General features: G+C 64.2%; 20 protein-coding genes. 10 read left to right on the top strand and 10 right to left on the bottom strand.

Annotated features, from left to right (window positions below; all coding sequences use genetic code 11):
* Window positions 1-101 precede the first annotated feature (101 nt).
* Window positions 102-239, top strand: coding sequence for a hypothetical protein (locus tag LG047_RS09675; protein ID WP_192815606.1), 138 nt, complete (start codon window positions 102-104; stop codon window positions 237-239).
* A gap of 61 nt (window positions 240-300) precedes the next feature.
* Here the strand turns inward: LG047_RS09675 and LG047_RS09670 are convergent, their stop codons facing one another.
* Both LG047_RS09670 and LG047_RS09665 read right to left on the bottom strand, forming a co-directional pair.
* Complete coding sequence (locus LG047_RS09670) at window positions 301-1,095, bottom strand: quinoprotein dehydrogenase-associated SoxYZ-like carrier (RefSeq protein WP_227966459.1); 795 nt, start codon at window positions 1,093-1,095, stop codon at window positions 301-303.
* Between the two features lie 80 nt (window positions 1,096-1,175).
* Window positions 1,176-2,129: a quinoprotein relay system zinc metallohydrolase 2 gene (locus LG047_RS09665; protein ID WP_227966458.1), complete on the bottom strand. Its 954-nt coding sequence runs from the start codon at window positions 2,127-2,129 to the stop codon at window positions 1,176-1,178.
* 278 nt (window positions 2,130-2,407) lie between these two features.
* Here LG047_RS09665 and xoxF5 point away from each other — a divergent pair, with 278 nt between their 5' ends.
* The 4 genes from xoxF5 (at window position 2,408) to LG047_RS09645 (ending at window position 6,455) form a co-directional block, all read left to right on the top strand.
* The gene (gene xoxF5, locus LG047_RS09660) at window positions 2,408-4,222 is read left to right on the top strand and encodes a lanthanide-dependent methanol dehydrogenase XoxF5 (protein ID WP_036284218.1); all 1,815 of its coding nucleotides are present in this window, start codon (window positions 2,408-2,410) and stop codon (window positions 4,220-4,222) included.
* Window positions 4,223-4,371: 149 nt separating this feature from the next.
* A complete protein-coding gene (locus LG047_RS09655; RefSeq protein ID WP_036288371.1) occupies window positions 4,372-4,839 on the top strand; it encodes a c-type cytochrome, methanol metabolism-related in 468 nt (155 codons plus the stop codon).
* Between the two features lie 264 nt (window positions 4,840-5,103).
* Window positions 5,104-5,907 (top strand): substrate-binding domain-containing protein, encoded by an 804-nt coding sequence (locus LG047_RS09650; protein WP_051134533.1) that lies wholly within the window; start codon window positions 5,104-5,106, stop codon window positions 5,905-5,907.
* A complete protein-coding gene (locus LG047_RS09645; protein ID WP_370635039.1) occupies window positions 5,904-6,455 on the top strand; it encodes a PQQ-dependent catabolism-associated CXXCW motif protein in 552 nt (183 codons plus the stop codon). The genes LG047_RS09650 and LG047_RS09645 overlap by 4 nt, the downstream gene beginning before the upstream one ends.
* 85 nt (window positions 6,456-6,540) lie before the next feature.
* Here LG047_RS09645 and LG047_RS09640 read toward each other — a convergent pair whose 3' ends face one another.
* Window positions 6,541-7,161, bottom strand: a complete 621-nt coding sequence (locus LG047_RS09640; RefSeq protein WP_227966457.1) for a hypothetical protein — start codon at window positions 7,159-7,161, stop codon at window positions 6,541-6,543.
* 51 nt (window positions 7,162-7,212) lie between these two features.
* Between LG047_RS09640 and LG047_RS09635 the strand changes: the two genes are divergently transcribed.
* Window positions 7,213-7,947: a HisA/HisF-related TIM barrel protein gene (locus LG047_RS09635; protein ID WP_227966456.1), complete on the top strand. Its 735-nt coding sequence runs from the start codon at window positions 7,213-7,215 to the stop codon at window positions 7,945-7,947.
* A gap of 19 nt (window positions 7,948-7,966) precedes the next feature.
* Here LG047_RS09635 and fae (LG047_RS09630) read toward each other — a convergent pair whose 3' ends face one another.
* The 5 genes from fae (LG047_RS09630) to mch form a co-directional block, all read right to left on the bottom strand.
* Entirely contained in the window at window positions 7,967-8,536 is a 570-nt protein-coding gene (fae, locus tag LG047_RS09630) for a formaldehyde-activating enzyme (RefSeq protein WP_036288367.1), read from the bottom strand.
* 186 nt (window positions 8,537-8,722) lie between these two features.
* Window positions 8,723-9,232: a formaldehyde-activating enzyme gene (gene fae, locus LG047_RS09625; protein WP_036288365.1), complete on the bottom strand. Its 510-nt coding sequence runs from the start codon at window positions 9,230-9,232 to the stop codon at window positions 8,723-8,725.
* A gap of 134 nt (window positions 9,233-9,366) precedes the next feature.
* The gene (locus tag LG047_RS09620; RefSeq protein WP_227966455.1) at window positions 9,367-10,239 is read right to left on the bottom strand and encodes a triphosphoribosyl-dephospho-CoA synthase; all 873 of its coding nucleotides are present in this window, start codon (window positions 10,237-10,239) and stop codon (window positions 9,367-9,369) included.
* A complete protein-coding gene (locus LG047_RS09615; RefSeq protein ID WP_227966454.1) occupies window positions 10,232-11,179 on the bottom strand; it encodes a RimK family alpha-L-glutamate ligase in 948 nt (315 codons plus the stop codon). Before LG047_RS09615 ends, LG047_RS09620 begins: the two co-directional genes overlap by 8 nt.
* Before the next feature lie 75 nt (window positions 11,180-11,254).
* A complete protein-coding gene (gene mch, locus LG047_RS09610) occupies window positions 11,255-12,235 on the bottom strand; it encodes a methenyltetrahydromethanopterin cyclohydrolase (protein ID WP_036284209.1) in 981 nt (326 codons plus the stop codon).
* Between the two features lie 221 nt (window positions 12,236-12,456).
* Between mch and LG047_RS09605 the strand changes: the two genes are divergently transcribed.
* From LG047_RS09605 to LG047_RS09595, 3 genes are all read left to right on the top strand, one after another.
* Window positions 12,457-12,633, top strand: coding sequence for a hypothetical protein (locus tag LG047_RS09605; protein WP_158497312.1), 177 nt, complete (start codon window positions 12,457-12,459; stop codon window positions 12,631-12,633).
* 195 nt (window positions 12,634-12,828) lie between these two features.
* Window positions 12,829-13,884, top strand: a complete 1,056-nt coding sequence (locus tag LG047_RS09600; protein WP_227966453.1) for a GlxA family transcriptional regulator — start codon at window positions 12,829-12,831, stop codon at window positions 13,882-13,884.
* A gap of 14 nt (window positions 13,885-13,898) precedes the next feature.
* Window positions 13,899-15,695, top strand: coding sequence for a hydrogenase maturation protein (locus LG047_RS09595; protein ID WP_227966452.1), 1,797 nt, complete (start codon window positions 13,899-13,901; stop codon window positions 15,693-15,695).
* Window positions 15,696-15,734: 39 nt separating this feature from the next.
* On the opposite strand, the gene LG047_RS09590 is transcribed toward LG047_RS09595, so the two are convergent.
* A complete protein-coding gene (locus LG047_RS09590; protein WP_036284208.1) occupies window positions 15,735-16,721 on the bottom strand; it encodes a GlxA family transcriptional regulator in 987 nt (328 codons plus the stop codon).
* 174 nt (window positions 16,722-16,895) lie between these two features.
* Between LG047_RS09590 and amoC the strand changes: the two genes are divergently transcribed.
* On the top strand, window positions 16,896-17,654 hold the full coding sequence (gene amoC / locus LG047_RS09585; protein WP_084679146.1) for a bacterial ammonia monooxygenase, subunit AmoC: 759 nt from the start codon (window positions 16,896-16,898) through the stop codon (window positions 17,652-17,654).
* 104 nt (window positions 17,655-17,758) lie between these two features.
* Here amoC and LG047_RS09580 read toward each other — a convergent pair whose 3' ends face one another.
* A complete protein-coding gene (locus LG047_RS09580) occupies window positions 17,759-18,580 on the bottom strand; it encodes a folate-binding protein YgfZ (RefSeq protein WP_227966451.1) in 822 nt (273 codons plus the stop codon).
* Window positions 18,581-18,583 lie beyond the last annotated feature (3 nt).

Below are 18,583 nucleotides of genomic sequence, written 5' to 3'. Positions count from 1 at the left end.
CGATAAAATTGCAACGAATCCGCTCCCTCGCGCGTTAATGAAATGGAGCGACCGTTTTCGGGCGCGCCGATTGGTGGCGTTGTGGCGACGGAGTGGGTGAGATGGCGTTTGTGACCGAGAGGCGGGAGGCGCGCGACGACGCGCCCGAGTTCCAGAAAGTTGCGTGTGTTCTGGCGATCTGCGCCCTGGCGACGTTCCCGCTCGCCTTCTGCGCGGCGTTGACCATCTGGGGTTCGTGACACGAAAAGGGGAGCGGCGCGGCGCTCCCCTTTTGTCTGTTCATGTCCTGCGTCGACCGCCTTACGAGGCGTCGGAGATCGGCCATTCGGCCTTGAACTCGTTTCCCTTGTTGTCATGCGCGACGACTGACATCGTCTTCGCGCCATTGGGCGCATAGGTGAAGCGGAAGTTCGGGTCTTCCGACAGCGAAATCCCCCCTTCCATCGAAAAGACGAGTTCGTCGCCCTGCCGCACCTCGACCCGGTCGATATAGTGGGCGGGTATGTAGAGATGCGTCATCTGATCCATCTGCAGACCCGAATTGTTCGGGTGGCGAATCATGATCTGCGCCTCGCGCCTGCCCGCCTCCGCGCTCCTGAACTCGCGATATTTCATCTTGCCGAGATTGGCGTTGGCCTCGTCCTGGTCCTTGACCGCCGGCGCCGAGCAGCCGCCGGCCGCCTTCACGAATTTCACTTCGGAATGCAGCTTGCCGTCCCGCGTCTCCGCCACCGCATGGACATTGGTGTAGGAATTCACCCGCACGCGCGTGCTGATGAAGCTCACGCCCGCTTTTTCTCCGACCGTGAAGGCCGCTGCCATGGGCATCGGGTTCTGATCGATGACGAGCGTTGCGGTTTTTACCCGCGCAGGCTCGGGGAAGCGCAGGGTCATCGGCACGATCGCCGCGTCCTCGGCGCGCACCGGCGCCTCGAGCGCAATGACTCCGTCGCGCTCGGCCATCGCGCGGCCCTGAAAAATATCCGTCACGAGCCCCGGCCATGGATCCGGCGCGGTTTCGGCGCGCGCGGGCGAGGCGAGCGTCGCGGCGAAAAACGCGGCGAGAAGCCCTGAGGCGCGAAAGCATTTCGACATGGGTTCCTCCTGACGGGTCTTTTGCGGGAGATTAGCTCAATTCGCGCCCGACGGATGAGACAAAGTCATGCAGCGGCCGCTCATGGCGTCTCCCATTCGAGTTCGGCGAAGCCGGCGGTGGCGTTGCGGGCGTGGTAATTCTCGAACAGCCGCCATTTGCCCTGCTCCGAGGCGCCAGCCGCCTTGGTCGCGTCGGTGACGCTCTCGCCCTTCTTTATCGCCGCGCGCAGATCGGCGGTCAGACGGGTCAGATAATTGCGCTCGTCGTCGAGCGCCTTCGGCCAGGGCGCGACGAGGGGGCCGTGGCCCGGCACGACGCGCTCGGCCTTGATCGTCGAAAGCTTTTCCGCGACGTCGAGGAAGCCCAGAAGGCTGCCGTCCACCACCGGCACATGTTGCAGGAAAAGCAGATCGCCGGCGAAAAGCGTTCCGCTCGCCGGGTCCAGCACGGTGAGATCGCTGTCGGTATGCGCGGTTCGCCAAGCCTGCAGGATGAGCGAACGTCCGCCGAGATCGAGCGTTGACGAATCGGATACGAGCATCGTCGGTGAGATGATCGTGACGCCGTCCAGCGCGTCGCCCATCGCCTCGCGGAAGGAGGCGAGATAATGCGCGCCCCGCGCCGCGAGCGCGCGCGGCAGGTTCTTGTGGCCGACGAAGACCGTGCCCGGCCCCTCGAAGGCGCCGTTGCCGAAGACGTGATCGGGATGGGCGTGGGTGTTGATGACGTAGCGAACCGGCTTTTGCGTCTTCTCGCGCAGCGCGGCGAGAAAGGCCTTGCCCTGAATCAGGCTGCCTCCCGTGTCGATCACCGCGACCGAGTCGTCGCCGACGACGGCGCCGAGATTGGCGATGCCCCCGAAATTTTCCCGGGTCATCAGGGATGTTTCTCCCTGATGCGCAAAGACTCCCGGAGCGAGCTCCGTCAGCGTGAAGGACGGCTGCGCGAGCAGGGGCGATGGCCCGGGAACGAGCGAAAGAAGGAGCGCGGCACATGCTGCAGCGCGATATAATATATTGATTTTATTTAGCATTATGCGTTGCCTTGGCGGCATGTCGGCAAACGCTGACGCCTGCGTTTTTTGCGATTGCGATTCAACCGCTCCCAACATATTATCCCGCCGTTTCCGAGTTAAAAGATGCCTTCCGGACGGGAACTGGAAGCTTCTCGACGTCGGGCGGATTTTTTGACCGAACGGCGCGGGACATGAAACGGAAAACGCCTTCCCAATGTCGAGGCGCCCTGAGAGGCGCGACGTCGGCGGCGGCGCAACAATAAGGCGCGCCTCGGCGTCGTCAGGAGGAAAAGCTCATGCATAAGCTGTTGTTGTCGACTTCGGTGGCCGTTCTCGCGCTGACTGGCGCGGCGAAGGCCGACGAGTTGCTGGCGCTTCAGAAGGACCCGAAGCAGTGGGTCTCGCCGACTGGCGACTACGCGAATCTGCGCCATTCGGCTCTCAAGCAGATCACGGCTGAGAACGTCGGCAAGCTTGCTCCGGCGTGGCAGTTTTCGACCGGCGTGCTGCGTGGCCATGAAGGCGCCCCGCTCGTCGTCGGCGACGTGATGTATCTCCACACGCCGTTCCCGAACAATGTTTACGCGCTCGACCTGAAGGATCCGGATCACAAGATCCTCTGGAAGTATGAGCCGAAGCAGGATCCGTCCGTCGTTCCGGTCATGTGCTGCGACACGGTGAACCGCGGCCTCGCCTATGGCGACGGCAAGATCTTCCTCGCCCAGGCGGACACGACGCTTGTCGCGCTCGACGCCAAGACCGGCAAGCTGGTCTGGTCGGTGAAGAACGGCGACCCGGCGAAGGGCCAGACCTCCACCGCCGCTCCGCACGTCTTCAAGGACAAGGTGTTCGTGGGCATCGCCGGCGGCGAGTTCGGCGTGCGCGGCCACATCACCGCTTACGACATCAAGGACGGCAAGCTGGCCTGGCGCGGCTACTCCATGGGCCCCGACAGCGACACGCTGATGGACCCGGAGAAGACCACCCATCTCGGCAAGCCGGTCGGCAAGGACTCGGGCATCTCGACCTGGCAGGGTGACCAGTGGCAGATCGGCGGCGGCACCACCTGGGGCTGGTACAGCTATGATCCGGAACTGAACCTCGTCTATTACGGCTCGGGCAACCCCTCGACCTGGAACCCGAAGCAGCGTCCGGGCGACAACCGCTGGTCCATGACCATCTGGGCGCGCGACCTCGACACGGGCAAGGCCAAGTGGGTCTACCAGATGACCCCCCACGACGAGTGGGACTATGACGGCATCAACGAGATGGTTCTCGCCGACCAGAACATCGGCGGAACGACCCGCAAGACGCTCGTCCACTTCGACCGCAACGGCTTCGGCTACACGCTGGACCGGGTGACGGGCGAGCTGCTCGTCGCCGAGAAGTTCGACCCGGCCGTGAACTGGGCGACCAAGGTCGACATGGACAAGAACTCCAAGACCTATGGCCGTCCGCTGGTCGTGTCGAAATATTCGACCGAGCAGAATGGCGAGGACACCAACACCCAGGGCGTCTGCCCGGCGGCGTTGGGCGTGAAGGACCAGCAGCCGGTCTCTTATGACCCGGCGACGGGTCTGTTCCTGGTGCCGACGAACCACGTCTGCATGGACTACGAGCCGTTCCGCGTGTCCTACACCGCGGGTCAGCCCTATGTCGGCGCGACGCTGGAAATGTATCCTGCGGGCAAGGTGCTCGGCGACGGCACCAACAACACCGGCAACTTCATCGCCTGGGACGCCAAGGTCGGCAAGATCGTCTGGTCGAACAAGGAGCAGTTCTCGGTGTGGTCGGGCGCGGTGTCGACCGACGGCGGCGTGACCTTCTACGGCACGCTCGAGGGCTATCTGAAGGCCGTCGACACGAAGACCGGCAAGGAGCTCTACAAGTACAAGACTCCGTCGGGAATCATCGGCAACGTCATCACCTATGAGTCAGGCGGCAAGCAGTATGTCGCGGTCCTCTCGGGCGTTGGCGGCTGGGCCGGCATCGGCCTTGCGGCTGGTCTGTCGAAGAGCAATGAAGGTCTCGGCGCGGTGGGCAACTACGCCTCGCTCGCCAACTACACCGCCCTCGGCGGCGTGCTGACCGTCTTCGCTCTGCCGAACTAAGCGAGACGCTTAGCGCATAAGCAAATCTGGCGCTCGGCGCACCCCTCGGTCGGGTGTCGCCGAGCGCCGCTGTTTCCAAGGTTAGAGAACCGATCAGGGAGAGTGTGATGAAATCGTCGCTTGCCGGGGCGCTGGCCCTGGGCGTCATGATGTTTGTGGGAACCTCCGCCATGGCCGAGGCGCCCGGAGATCCCAAGGCCGTCAAATCCGTCGACGGCAAATATTACGACGCGAAAGGCGACCCCACCTACAACGTCGGCGCCGACGGCACGGTGGACTGGTACACTTTCTCCGGCTATCGCCGCTATCACGCCGAATGCCACGTCTGCCACGGCCCGAACGGCGGCGGCTCGACTTACGCGCCGGCGTTGAAGGAGTCGGTGAAGCGCTTCGACTATGCGGAATTCGCTGGCATCGTGATCGGCGGCCGTCAGAATGGCAACAGCGTCATGCCGGCCTTCTCCGACAACAAGAACGCTTCCTGCTACATCGACGACCTTTACGTCTATCTCCGCGCGCTCTCGACTGGCGCCGTCCAGCCCGGTCGCCCGGAGAAAAAAGAGCCGGCGCCCGAGGCCTTCAAGAAGGCCGAGGCCGAGTGCATGGGCAATAAGTAAGCCGCCCGGCGTTCTCTTTCGGGAGCATGCCTGAACAATTGGTCCGGAGCCGCCGCGGCTTCCGGACCTTTTGTTTTTTCCGTGGTCAAATCCACAAAGCGAGATTATCTGGGAGAAGCTTGGTTGGCCCGCGGCGCCGAAAGGCCCCCGGCAGGTTAGGAGTAAAATTGCGTGAAGCGGCAAAAAAGTTTGAAGCAGCGCTGGCGCAAGCCGGCGCTCGCGATCGCCTACAGCCTCGCGGCGGCGACCGCCTTCGCCCAGCATATGGGACCGGATTTCGGCGCAAAGGGGTCCGACAATTCGGGCGGAATAGAACTCATCGATCCGAAAGTGCTGCGGGTTTGCGCCGACCCGAACAATCTTCCCTTCTCGAATGAAAAGGGCGAAGGTTTCGAAAACAAGATCGCGGAATATCTGGCGCAGAAGCTCGGCAAGGAGCTCGCCTATTCCTTCTACCCGGGCGCCACGGGATTCGTGCGAAACACGCTCAACGCGCATCTGTGCGACGTCATCCTCGGCATGCCGCAGGGCAACGACCTCGTACAGCCGACCAATCCCTATTACCGCACGACCTACGCCATCGTGACGCGCGCCGGATCGGACCTCGACGGCATGACCGCTCTCGACGATCCTCGGCTGAAGGAGAAACCGCACCGCATCGGGCTCGTCGCCAACACGCCGCCGGGGAACATTCTCGCCCGGAACGGCCTGATGGGTTCGGTCAAGCCCTATCCGCTCATGGTGGACACTCGCGTCGAATCCTCGAGCGCCGCGATGATCCACGACCTCGAGACCGGCGACATCGACGTTGCGCTCCTCTGGGGGCCAATCGCCGGCTTCTACGCGAAGAAGTCGAGCGCGAAGCTCAATGTGGCGCCGCTGGCGGAGACCCCCGGAACGCGCATGGCCTTCCGGATCGCATTCGGCGTGCGCCATTCGGACCAGAACTGGAAGCGCGACCTCAACGCCTTCATCGCGCAGAACAAGGGCGCTCTGGAGAAGATCCTCAGCGATTATGGCGTCCCGCTGCTCGACGAAACGGGCCAGCCCCTTGCAAGGTCGCAGTGACCCGCGCCTTCTTGTTTCTTGCAATTTTCCTCGCCGCGACCAACGCGCGCGGCGAGGCGCCGCCGCGCCCGCGCGAGCCGGAAGGCTATCGTCTCGACGCCTATCGCGCGCCGGTCCCTGCGACGCTCACAGGCGCGACGGTGATCGACACGGCGAAAGCCTTCGACATGTGGAAGGCGAAGGCGGCCGTCTTCATCGACGCGCTGCCGCATGCGCCAAAACCGGAGGGCCTCCCCAAAAGTGCAGTATGGCGCGAGCAGCCGCGCTTCGACATCCCGGGCAGCGTCTGGCTTCCCGACACGGGCTACGGCGAGCTCGCGGAAGCCACGCAGCGCTATCTGGAAAAAGGACTCGCGCGCGCCACCGCCAGCGACAAGTCCAAACCGCTCGTCTTCTACTGCCTCGAAAACTGCTGGATGTCCTGGAACGCGGCGAAGCGCGCCATGTCTCTCGGCTACGCCAATGTCTTCTGGTACCCGCAGGGAACCGACGGCTGGGCGGCCCAAAAGCATCCGCTCGAGGAGCGCAAGCCCGAGCCGCGCGAGTAGGGCCCATTCAGGAAAAAAGTTCGCGGGCACAGCTGCGAAGGGGGAGACAGGACGCGAAGCCGCAGCAGGCTCGCCGAATATGGCTCTACCTCGTTTCCATCGCCGCCATGATCGCGCGGGCCAGCGCGCCGAAGCGCTGTTCGATCAGCGCCGGGCTTTCGCAAACGAATGCAACCATCTTGCGCTGTTCTTCAAACATGCGCAGGCGCCATTGCAGCGCCTCGCTCGCCTTCCTGATCGCCTCCGGATCCTGCGGCTTGCGGTCCTGGACTTCGCGCATCGTTTGCGTCTCTTCGCGGGCCTTCTCCGCCATGTCCTTCAGTCGGCGGCCGAAGCGGTCGAGACCGTTGACGACGTCGCGACGTTCGTCGTTCATGCGCTCATAGACGCCGGCGAAAAGCAGCGTCAGCCGCGCCTTGCGCGACTCGCCGGCGCCTTTCGCGAAATCGCCGATGAGCCTTTCCGCTTCCTCGAGCGGCGTGCGCCGGGGCGCGATACGCGTGACGAGATCGGCGACCGCCGCGTCTCCCCGCCAGTCTTTGCGCTCCTTCTCGATCGACGGCCCGGTCCACACGCCGCCGAGCGCGATCTCTGGCACGCGCACCTGTTTGCATGGCCAGTCGCTTTGCGGGGCGGAGGTTTGCGCGAATGCGGCGCCGCCAACGGTCAAAGCGAGCGCCGCCGCGAGAATGCGCGAAATATTCATGCTTCCTTCAACCTTTCTCCGCCCGACGAAGCGTCCCGCGTATAATGCCCCATGCATGTCGTTCCCGTCATCGATATTCGAAACAGCGAAGTGGTCCGCGCCGTCGCGGGGCGGCGCGCCGAATATGCGCCCATCGTCACGCCGCTCGCAAAATCAAGCGCGCCCATAGATGTCGTCGACGGATTGCTGAGGATCCACGATTTCGACGCGCTCTATATCGCCGATCTCGACGCAATCGAAAGGCGCGGCGACGCACGCGCGGCGATCGAAGCGATCCGCGCCGCTTTTCCCGCGTTGCGCCTCTGGGTCGACGCCGGCGTTCGGACCGCTTGCGACGTCGAGCGCTGGCTGCGGCTTCGCGACGTCGATGTCATCGTCGGCAGCGAAAGTTTCGAAAAGCCGGAGGAGATGCGCCGCCTGCGCGACGACGAACGCATGATTCTGTCGCTCGATTTTCTGGGCGAAGATTTTCTTGGAGATGCGGAGCTGCTCGTGAATACGGAATTTTGGCCATCGCGCGTCATCGTCATGACTTTAGCTCGCATCGGCGCCGGTCTCGGGCCGGATATGACGCGCCTGGGCCAATTTGTTTCGCGCGCAAAAGGCCGGCGCGTTTACGCTGCGGGCGGAGCGAGAGGCGTCGACGATCTCGTGGCGCTGAAACAGATGGGCGCGAGCGGCGCGCTTGTCGCCACAGCCCTGCACGACGGCAATCTGACGCGAGACGATATTGCGCGGCTCGCTGAGCCGCAAAAAGAAAGGGAGCCGCGAGGGCTCCCTTTTTGAACGCGAGACGAGGCTGAAATCAGTTGGCGGCGAAAGGATGCTTCGCCGTCACGCGGGCGGACAGAACGCTCTGCGCGGTCGGATCGCCCTTCATCGCGCGAGCGATGGCTTCCTTCGTGGCCTGATAGTTGAAGTCCTGAATCTTCTGGTCGTCGTTGGCGTCCCAATGGATGAACACGCCGACGCAGATGAAGAGATCTTCGGCCTTGTCGAGCGGGATCACGCCCTCGGCGACCGAGTCGGCGACGGCCTTGGCGACGCCATGCTGCGCCGGGCCGAACATCTGCACGGCCTGCTTGGCGTTCTTGATCGTCACCTTGTTGAACATCATGGTGTAGGGCTTGACGAGCAGGTTCGGCGCGATCACCGCGAGCAGCGTGGTGAAGCCGTCCTTGTTGTTGACGAGCCCGTTGGCGAAGGCCTTTTCCGCAGCCGAACCGCGCGGACCCATGATGAGGTCGATGTGGGCGACCTCATTGCCCTCGCCGACGAGCGACTCGCCGACGCCCATCTTTGCGCTCGACGAAACGAAGCCGCTCGATGGCTTCGGAAACAGCGCGCCTAGAATCTTCTCAAAGAACGAAGCCATATTTCCATCCCTTCCCGTGCTGTTCGCGTCCCAGCGGCGTCCTGTTGTCCAGCGCACGCGCGGAATGCCAAAACTTTTTTTCGCCTCGACGCCCGGACATTGCCGCAGCGTCGATGATCCATCCGCATCATGAACGAGGAGCCGCAGCGAGCGGCTCCCCGAAATTTACGCAGGAATGCGCGGTTCTCAGTTCGGCGCGAAGGGGTGCTTGGCCTCGTTGCGCTTGGCGACGACTTCGGCGGCCTTCGGCTCGCCGCGAACGGCGCGGGCGATGGCTTCCTTCGTGGCCTGATAGTTGTAGTCCTGGATCTTCTTGTCGTCCGAAGCGTCCCAGTGAATGAACACGCCGACCGAGATGAACAGGTCGTCGGCTTCGGCAACCGGGATCACGCCCTCGGCGACCGAGTCGGCGACGGCCTTGGCGACGCCGTGCTGAGCCGGGCCGAACATCTGGACGGCCTGCTTGGCGCCCTTGATGGTGACCTTGTTGAACAGGATCGTGTTGGGCTTGCAGAGCAGGTTCGGAGCGACGACCGCGAGAAGCGTCGTGAAGCCGTCCTTGTTGTTGACGAGAGCGTTCGCGAAAGCGAGCTCGGCGGCCGAACCGCGCGGTCCCATGATCAGGTCGATGTGCGCGACTTCATTGCCTTCGCCAACCAGCGACTCGCCGACCAGCATCTTGTTGATAACTGCCATGTGCGTTCCCTTTCCAAATCCCTGACGCGCCCGCGCGCCGAGCGCCGCGAGCGCCCTATCTTTGTTTTCGACATCGGGCGAAAAGCCCGACCGGTTGGCCAGATAGCCGCGAGACCACCCCGCGCGGCGCGGACTCAACCATTTTTGCGAGCGCTTGCCAAGATGGCCGCGAGATAATCGGCGAAAAGAACAGCCACTGTCATGTCCGCGCTCGTGCCCGGATTGAGCCGCCGTTCCTTGAGCGAACGGTCGAGGTCCAGCGCAATTGCAAAGGCCTCTTCGCGCGTCGCGGCGCCGATTTGCAAAGCGGCCTGGCGCGCCTCCTCACGCACGGCTTGCGCTGTTTCGAGACCGTATTTGCGGGCGATGTGGCTATCGGGAAAGGCGCCGAGGAAAGCCATGTAAACCTCGAGCGTCGCGCGCGGCGCGTCATGGCCGGCGGCGCGGGCGCGGATGAGCGTCTCCGCGCCCATCCCGAAAATATCGACGAAGCCGCTCGCATATTGGAAGGCGATGCGGTCGCGGTCCGACGCCGCCCGCATGGCTTCCAGCAATGTCGTTTGCGCGGGCCCGGCGACGTCGTGCGCGGGCGCCGAGCCGAGTCCGGCCGGCTGCGCGAGGCTGATCGCGCGAAAGGCCGCGTCGGCGTCGGCGCGGTCGAGTCGCGCGAGAACGCGCGACGTCTCGCGGCGCAGGTCGCCGGTTTCGGCAGTGAGCGCGGCATGGGCGAGGGGCGCGCAAAGCAGCACGATGCCGAGATTGGTGTTCTGACCCACCGCCGCCCATGTCGCCTGCATGGCGCCGAGGATGCGCTTTCCGACGCTCGCGCCTTGCGCTGCGATTTCGGGCGCGGCGGCCTTCGCGCTGTCGATGAAATCCTGCGCCGCCATGCCATGCCCGTCCGCGAAGACATGGACATTTCCCGGCTTGGGCGCGGCGAGCTCCGCCTCGCAGGCGGCGATGAAGGCGCGGGCGACCGTCCCGGGCGCGACGGCCGCCTCAGTCACGTTTCGCCGCCGCCAGTTTTTCCAGCGCGTCGGCGGCGATGCGTTCGGCGATGGAGAAGGGCGTCACACGCTGCAGCCCGCTCCAGCCCGCCATGCTGTTGACCTCCAGCGCCATCGCCGCGCCGTCCGCCGCCGTGATGAGATCGACCCCGGCGAAATCGACGCCCAGAGCCGCGGCGGCGGCGAGCGCCATGTCGCGCTCCTCCGGGGTCGGTTCGACAGCGACGGGTTTCGCACCCTGCCGCACATTCGTGATCCAGTGGCTCGAGCGACGCCGCATGGCGCCGATGATTTTTCCCCCCGAAAGGAGGATGCGCATGTCCTCGTAGGGCGGCCGCGAGGGGCCGACGAAGCGTTGCAGATAGAAGACGCCGCGCGCCTCTTCGAGCGAGGGAAGATCGCTTTCCTTCTCGATGAGGCGCAGGCCCCAGCCCTGCGCCCCGAAAAGCGGCTTCATCACGAGCGGGCCATGCGCGCATTCGCGCCGCGCGATGGCGCGCGCCTGCGCCAGCGTCTGCGTGGCGAAGGTCTCGGGGCTCGGGACGCCGGCGCGGGCAAGCAGGAAGCTCGCCATGCTCTTGTCGGTGCAGCGCTCGATCGCGCGCGCGCTGTTGATCAGGGGGACGCACAGCGCCTCCAGCGCATGCAGCACGCCGAGCCGCATGGTGATCGCCTCCAGCGACCCGTCGCCGATGGCGCGCACGATCGCGAGGTCGGGAAGCGCGTGAAAGCCCGGGATCGCAAGCCCAAAGGGCCGCGTCGTGTCGATCCTGCAAGCCGCGAGGCGCACCGCGATCGGCGTCGCGCCGAGCGCGCGAAAGGCCGCGAGCGTATGCTCGAGATGCCAGTCGAGCTTGTCGGTGAAGACCGCGACGCGGGGACGCCTTTTTCCGCCTGTCGGCAGAACGGCCGCGCGAGGGGGGCGGGGCTGATCCAGCACGTTTGACGACGCCACTAAATTCCCGGACCCCTCACGCTGAAACTCTCCCCGCGTTGGCGGACAGAGATTCGAGGCTCAACCCCCGAACGACTTGTCGAGCAGCGCCACATTGATCTCGCCGCCGCGGAAGGTTTCGCCGGTTTCGACCGCCGTCACCAGCGCCTCGGCCGGCGAGAACAGGCTGCCGTCGATCTGGTAGAAGTCGCCCTTGTAGGCCTTGAAGATTTCCGCGAAGGGGCGGCCGTAGTCACGCGAATTGTGGCTGGGCAGCTTTTCGGCGAGTTCCTTCGCCGCCGCCGCCGGACCCTTCACGAAGAGATGGGCGCGGCCGGCGTAGATGATCGCGTCATTGGTGCGGCCCATGGCCTGAACGAAATCCGGATGAGGGGGCGACAGCGGCGCCGTGGCGACTCCGTCGACGATGTTGTCGAGCGGGAAATGCAGCTCATGCGCCTTGTGCAGCGCGACTTCCAGCACGCGGCCGACGACCTGCACGCTGCCGGCGAGCGACTGGGTCGGCGCATAGATGAAGGCGACCTTGTCCGGCGAAACGCCCGACTTCGACGCGACCTTCTCGACGACCTCCTTCGGCGGCGGCGAGCCGCTTTCGAGGACGATGGTCACGCGGTCGGCCTTGTCCTGATAGGAGAGCTCCTCGAAGAGCTTCTCGACCCGCGCCTGCGCGCGGCCGGGACCGGAGCCCAGCGCGAAGAATTTCTCGTGGCTCAGGCTCCAGCCGGCATATTGGCTGGCGAGGCAGGCGACGACCGGATCATTGCTGCCCACCGTCAGCCAGAACGGCCATTTGGCGGCGCCCGGCGCGTGGGAGAGCGTGACCTTGCCGAGGCCGCCCATGCAGATTTCGGTGAGGAGGAGGCCGGCGTCTATTCCGCCCGCGACCTTGGAGCCCGCGTCGATCAGCAATTCGCCGAGCCCGCCTCGAGAGACGGAAACGCGGTAGCGCTCCGCGCCGGCGACCAGACGGTCGACGATCTCGCCCGCGAGAGAATTGACGCTCGCCGTCACCCGGCCGCTCGTGTTCTGGCTTCCGCTCACCTTGTGGCCCTTCCTATTGGTCTGTCTGTGGCACTACCGTACGTGGTCTTTACCGGCTTATGGTAAATCCAATGGTCCGATCAGGTCGCGGCGGAACTTATCGGGCTTTGTGATGAAACGAAAGCGCTCCCTCGTGCGTTGGAGCACATACGGTCTTAACGGCCGTCAAATAAGTTTCATCAAACGGATTTAGGGCGGCGACATATTCGGGAGCTTCGGCGATGGGCGATCATTCTACAAGCGGCGGCGAGAAGCGGATATTCCTGTCCGACGTGATCATCACAACGGTTTGCGTGGCCGTCCTTCTTCTGGCGAATGTCGCGATTATCCGCGGCGTGGATGTCGCTCTCGACGCGATTCATCCCAAATTCGAAAAAATCGCCAGTCTGTCCCGATAATTGTCGATCGCCGGCGATTTTACGCTGGCGAAAGCCGAATTATCGAGCCGTCCGACCCGCTTCCAGTTTTAGAAAAACAAAAACAATAAGCTGACCTTTGAATTTCTCAGCTTCGAGAGTGCTGCCCGCGTCTTGGCCGATTCTATCGGATTTTTGTCATTGCAGCCATTCGAGAATGGCGAAATTATATTAAATATGTCGCGTGAGAAGCTATATTTCGATCCCAATATTTTCGATCAGGAAGTCGAGCCCCTGCGAGATGTCTCGCGTGTGCGAAAAATCGGCTTCCTGATTTATCCCGACTTCGAAATCCTCGATCTCTGCGGCCCGCTCGACGCCTTCTTTTACGCGGATCGCGTGTTGCGAATGGCGGGACGGGCGAGCGAACCGGGATATGAAACGCTCGTCATCGCGGCGACGCCCGGCCTTGTCCGCAGCAAATGCGGGATGGAGATCATGGCGGCGCATGGCTGCGCCGGGATCGACAGCCTCGACACGCACATCGTCGCCGGCGGCGAAGGTATGGTCACGGCCTGCGGCGACGAAAGGCTCATCGACTGGATCAGGGCGATGTCCGGCCGCGTGCGGCGCATGGCGTCCATCTGCACGGGGTCGTTCCTGCTCGCCTGCGCCGGCCTCCTGAACAACCGGCGGGTCACCACGCACTGGGCGTTCTGCGACCGCCTGGCCGCAGCCTATCCGTCGCTTTGCGTCGAGCCCAACCGCATCTTCGTCCGCGACGGCGGCGTCTATACCTCCGGCGGCATTACGGCGGGAATCGACCTCGCTCTGGCGCTGATCGAGGAGGATCTCGGGCGGGAGGCGCCGCGCGTCGTTGCGGGAATCATGGTGGTCTTTTTGCGCCGTCCCGGCGGCCAGACCCAGTTCAGCCCTTTCCTGCAGGCCGAGTCGACCGGTTGCCGGGACATTGGCGAACTGAAGTCCTGGATTCTCGGCAATTCCAGCGAAAAGCTGACGGTGGAGCGCCTCGCCGCACAGCTGTCGATGAGCCCGCGCAATTTCGCGCGCCGCTTTCTGGAGGAGACCGGCGTGACGCCGGCGAAATTCGTGGAGCATGCGCGCGTCGAGGCGGCCCGCTGCAGGCTCGAACAGACGAACATGTCCTTGCAGGCGATCGCCGAGGCTTGCGGCTTCGGCGCGCTGGACCGGATGCGCCGCTCATTCCAGCGGCGCCTGAATGTCGGTCCGCATGAATATCGGGAGAGATTCCAGTCGACTTTTCTCAAGTAAAAATGGGGGTAGATATGAAAATTCTTTTTCTCACCACGGCGCACAACAGTCTCAGCCAGCGCCTGCTCATCGAATTGACCGACCGCGGACACGAGGTGACGGTCACGCTCGCCACGAGTGAAGCCGCCATGCTCTCGGCGGTCGCGACGAACAATCCTGACCTCATCATCGCGCCCATGCTGAAAGCCGCGGTTCCCGAGGCGGTCTGGACAAAACATGTCTGCCTCATCGTGCATCCCGGAATCATGGGCGATCGCGGGCCGTCCTCGCTGGACTGGGCGATCATGACCGGCGAGAAGAGCTGGGGCGTGACGGTGCTGCAGGCGGCGGCCGAGATGGACGCCGGGCCCATATGGGCGAGCCATGAATTTCCCTTGCCGGCTGTCGCGGACGCCAAGGGCAGTCTCTATCGCAACGAGGTTACGGACGCCGCCGTGCGCGGCGTAATGGAGGCGGTCGAAAAATTCCAGTCGCGCGCATTCCGGCCGCAGCCGCTCGATTATTCGCGTCCGGGCGTGCGCGGCCGTCTGCGTCCGACGATGATGCAGAAGGATCGCGCGATCGACTGGACGCGCGACACGAGCGACGAAGTCGTACGCAAGATCCGCGCGGCGGACAGCGCGCCGGGCGTGCTGGACAAGATGTTCGGCCTGCCCTTCTTTCTCTATGGCGCGCATCATGAGGACCGTCTCAAGGGCGCGCCGGGCGCCATTCTGGCCAAACGCGACGGCGCCATCTGCCGCGCGACCGTCGATGGCGCGGTCTGGATCACCCATCTCAAGGCGAAAGACGACGCCAATGCGCACAAGGGCGCCTGCAGCCTCGTCGCCTCGGGAGCCGGCTGCGCCATGTGCGACGCCGAGTTCTGCCTGATTTCGGGAATCAAGCTGCCGGCGACGCAGGTTCTCGGCCCCCTGCTGCGCGGGACGCCCGAGGCGGTGCTGCCGGTCGTCGCCGAGATCGACCACCGCACCTTCCGCGAAATTCGTTATGTCGAGCGAAACGGCGTCGGCCATATCTATTTCGAATTCTACAATGGCGCGATGAGCACGCAGCAATGCTATCGCCTGCGCGACGCGTTTCTCTTCGCGCGAAGCCGGCCGACGAAAGTGATCGCGCTCCATGGCGGCAAGGATTACTTTTCGAACGGCATCCATCTCAATGTGATCGAGGCGGCGGACGATCCGGCGCTGGAGTCCTGGCGCAACATCAACGCCATCGACGATCTCGTTCACGAAATCCTCAATACGATGTCGCATGTCGTTGTCGCCGGAGTGCGCGGCAATGCGGGCGCGGGCGGGGCGATCCTCGCGCTGGCCGCCGATCATGTTTTTGCCCGTGACGGCGTCGTGCTCAATCCCCACTACAAGAGCATGGGCGGCCTCTATGGCTCCGAATACTGGACCTATGTGCTGCCCAGGCGCGTCGGCGGGGAAAAAGCGCTCGAGCTGACGGAAGCGTGCAGGCCGATGGGGACCGCGGAGGCGAAGACCATCGGCTTCGTCGACGACGTTCTCGGCGGCGACGCGGAGGCGTTCGAGCGCGGCGTGACGGCCCGCGCCGAAGAGATCGCGCGTCGCGCCGATTTCTGGTCTCTCCTGCGCGACAAGCACGAACGCCGCCTGACGGACGAAAGAACCCGGCCGCTCGCCGCCTATCGCTGCGAGGAGCTTTCGCAGATGGGCGTCAATTTTTTCGGGCCGGACCCGGCCTATCACGCCGCGCGGCGCAATTTCGTCTTCAAGGGGCGCCAACCCGCCAAGGCGCCGGTGAGAGCCTCGGCGCCAGAGGGCCTGACGCTGGCGGTGTGATGAAGGCGCGCGGGGCGGCGCCGATTGGCGTCGCCTCCGTCACGACTTCGCGCCGCGCCGCGCCAGCGACCAGGTGCGATAAGCGCCCGGCGTCATGCCGGCATAGCGGCGAAAGGCGCGGCGGAAACTCGTTTCGTCCGTATAGCCGGAGGCCGAAGCCAGCTGTTTCACCGAACTCTGCGTCGTTTCGAGCAGCATGCGCGTCGCCTCGAAACGCACGCGGTCGATGAAAGATTTCGGCGTTTCGCCTGTAGCTTCCTTCAGGCGTCGATGCAGCGTGCGCTCGGAGACGTTGAGCGCCTGCGCAAGCATGGGTGACGTGACCAGGGCCTTTCCCGCCTTCCGCACGATGTGCTCCGCCTCCAGCACGAAAGGATTTGAGGCGGTGAGATGACCCGGCGGAACGTAGATCGTCTGGGTTGAGGGCGCCGTGTCGACCACGGTGAAGTCCGCCGCTTTCTTCGCCGCTTCCGCGCCGCAGAGTTCGCGGATCACGCGCAACGACAGATCGATCCACGACAGGGGGCCTCCGGCCGTGACGACGCGCCTGTCCTCCATGAGGGAGGCGCCGCGAGCGATGTCGGCGCGCGGATATCGGGCGCGCAGATCGTCGTGGCGCCACCATGTCGTCGTGCAGCGTCGGCCGTCGAGCAGTCCGGCTTCGCCCAAAAGGAAGACGCCGTTGCATGATCCCGCCACGATGGCGCCCATTGCGTGCTGGCGGCGCAGCCAGCCGGCCGCTGCATTGAGGTCTGCGGTGGGCGGCATGGGATCGTCGCAGCTGCAGAGGAAAGGCGGGACGATAATCGCCGCGCATGAGTCGAGCGCCGCGAAGGAAGCGTCCACCGGATGGGTGCGGCCGAAGCCGTCGCGAATGGGCTTGCCGTCATAGCTTGCCGTCACGACGCGATAGGGCTCGGGCCGATCCGTCGACTTCAGCATGCGCCGGCTCATCAGGAGCAGATCGGCCGCGCCGATGAAGCCCTGACCCAGACAATCCGCATAGCCGAGAATGACGATGTCCATTTGCGCTCCCGCTGGCAGAAAACGCCTGTTCAGCGGCAAATTCGCTGTCAGACTTTGTCACGATAATGGCAAATCCGCCACGCTGGCAAGCCCGCCCAACTCCATATCCTTCGCTTTGCCGGAAACGCCGATGCGTTTGCCGGCCGAAACGGAGGAAGAAAAATGAGCCTGTCAATGCAAACAGCTTCAGGCGCCGTCGCCGCCGAAAAGCCCATTGTCGACCTGAGGGGCCTGTGGATCGGGCTGGCGCTTCTCAACAGCTTCTATCTGATCGTGCGCATCTACGAGCAGATCTATGGCTGGCGGGCCGGTCTCGACTCCTTTGCGCCGGAGTTCCAGACGTATTGGATGTCGATCCTGTGGACCGAGATCCCGCTGGAGCTCGTCAGCGGCCTCGCACTCGCCGGCTATCTCTGGAAGACGCGCGTGCGCGACATGTCGACGGTCACGCCGCGGCAGGAGATGCGCTCGATCGTCGATAATGTGAAGTGGCTGGTGGTCTACGCCGCGGCGATCTATTGGGGCGCGTCCTTCTTCACCGAGCAGGACGGCACCTGGCACATGACGGTGATCCGCGACACGGACTTCACGCCCTCGCACATCATCGAATTCTACATGAGCTATCCGATCTACTCGATCCTGGCGGTGGGTTGCTTCTTCCACGCGAAGACGCGGATTCCCTATTTCTCCAGGGGATACTCGCTCGCCTATCTCATCGTCTCGATCGGCCCCTTCATGATCATCCCGAATGTGGGGCTGAACGAATGGGGCCACACCTTCTGGTTCATGGAAGAACTCTTCGTCGCGCCGCTGCATTGGGGCTTCGTGTTCTTCGGCTGGATGGCGCTGGGCGTGTTCGGCGTTGTTCTGCAGCTCCTGTTGAACGTGCATCGTTTGCTCGGCAAGGAGGGCGTCGCGCTCCTGACCGAGTGATTTTCGGGAGCGCCGCGCCAGAGGCTGCTCCCGCAGATCTTGAGTCGTCGAGCTGAGGCCGCCTGTCGATCCTCCGGGGTCGGCGGGCGGCTGCTCCGTTCCGTCTAGTTCTTTTCGACGAACTCCAGAGCGACGCCGCCGGCCATCGGCGCGTCGCCTTTTTCCTTCGCGTCGGCGAGCCGGTCGAGCCGAATCAGCGCCAGCCCTTCGTCGCCCGCGCGTGAGCCCGTCACGCCGATCTCGATCTCGCCGGCGCGGATCGTCTCGCCCGGCGCGGGCGCATCGCCTTTCGCGCGATAGGGCGTCACGCGCTTGCGCACGAGGCCGCGATGTTTCATGCGCGAGACGACCTCCTGCCCGACATAACAACCCTTCTTGAAGTCGAGCCCGGCGAGAAGGTCCATGTCGGCCTCATGCGGGAAGGCGTCGTTATAAGTGAAGTCCACGCCGCCCAACGGCACGCCGGCGCGGATGCGGCGCGCGTCATATTCCCCCCGCTCGCCGAGCGCCACGATCTTTCCTTTCTCGGCAATCGCGCGCCACCCCAGCGCCGCGCGGGGATCGCTGGCGAGCGCCAGAGCCTCGACCTTCGGGGCCTCTGTCGCGTCAGGAAAGGCGACAGCCTCGAGCTCGGCGCTGCGGTTCTCGACTGTCAGTTTCGAGCGCAGCTTGTACATGTTCAGCCGCTTTTCGAGGTCCGCGGCGAGCGAAAGCGGACAATCGAGGAGATATCGCCCCTCGCCGGTCGCGAAGACCAGAAAATCGAAAAGGATTTTGCCCTGCGGCGTCAAAAGCGCAGCGAAGCGCGCCTCGCCCCGCTCCAGCGACGCAATGTCGTTCGTCACGAGATTGTGCAGGAATTTGCCGGCGTCTGCGCCGGCGACTTCGATTACGCCGCGGTCCGCGAGCAGGATCGCTGTCGTCATTGT

It is taken from the genome of Methylocystis sp. WRRC1 (assembly GCF_020733155.1).
Classification (GTDB): Bacteria; Pseudomonadota; Alphaproteobacteria; order Rhizobiales; family Beijerinckiaceae; genus Methylocystis.
The sequence above is the reverse complement of the archived record's forward strand: the minus strand, read 5'-3'. Positions and strand labels throughout refer to the sequence as shown.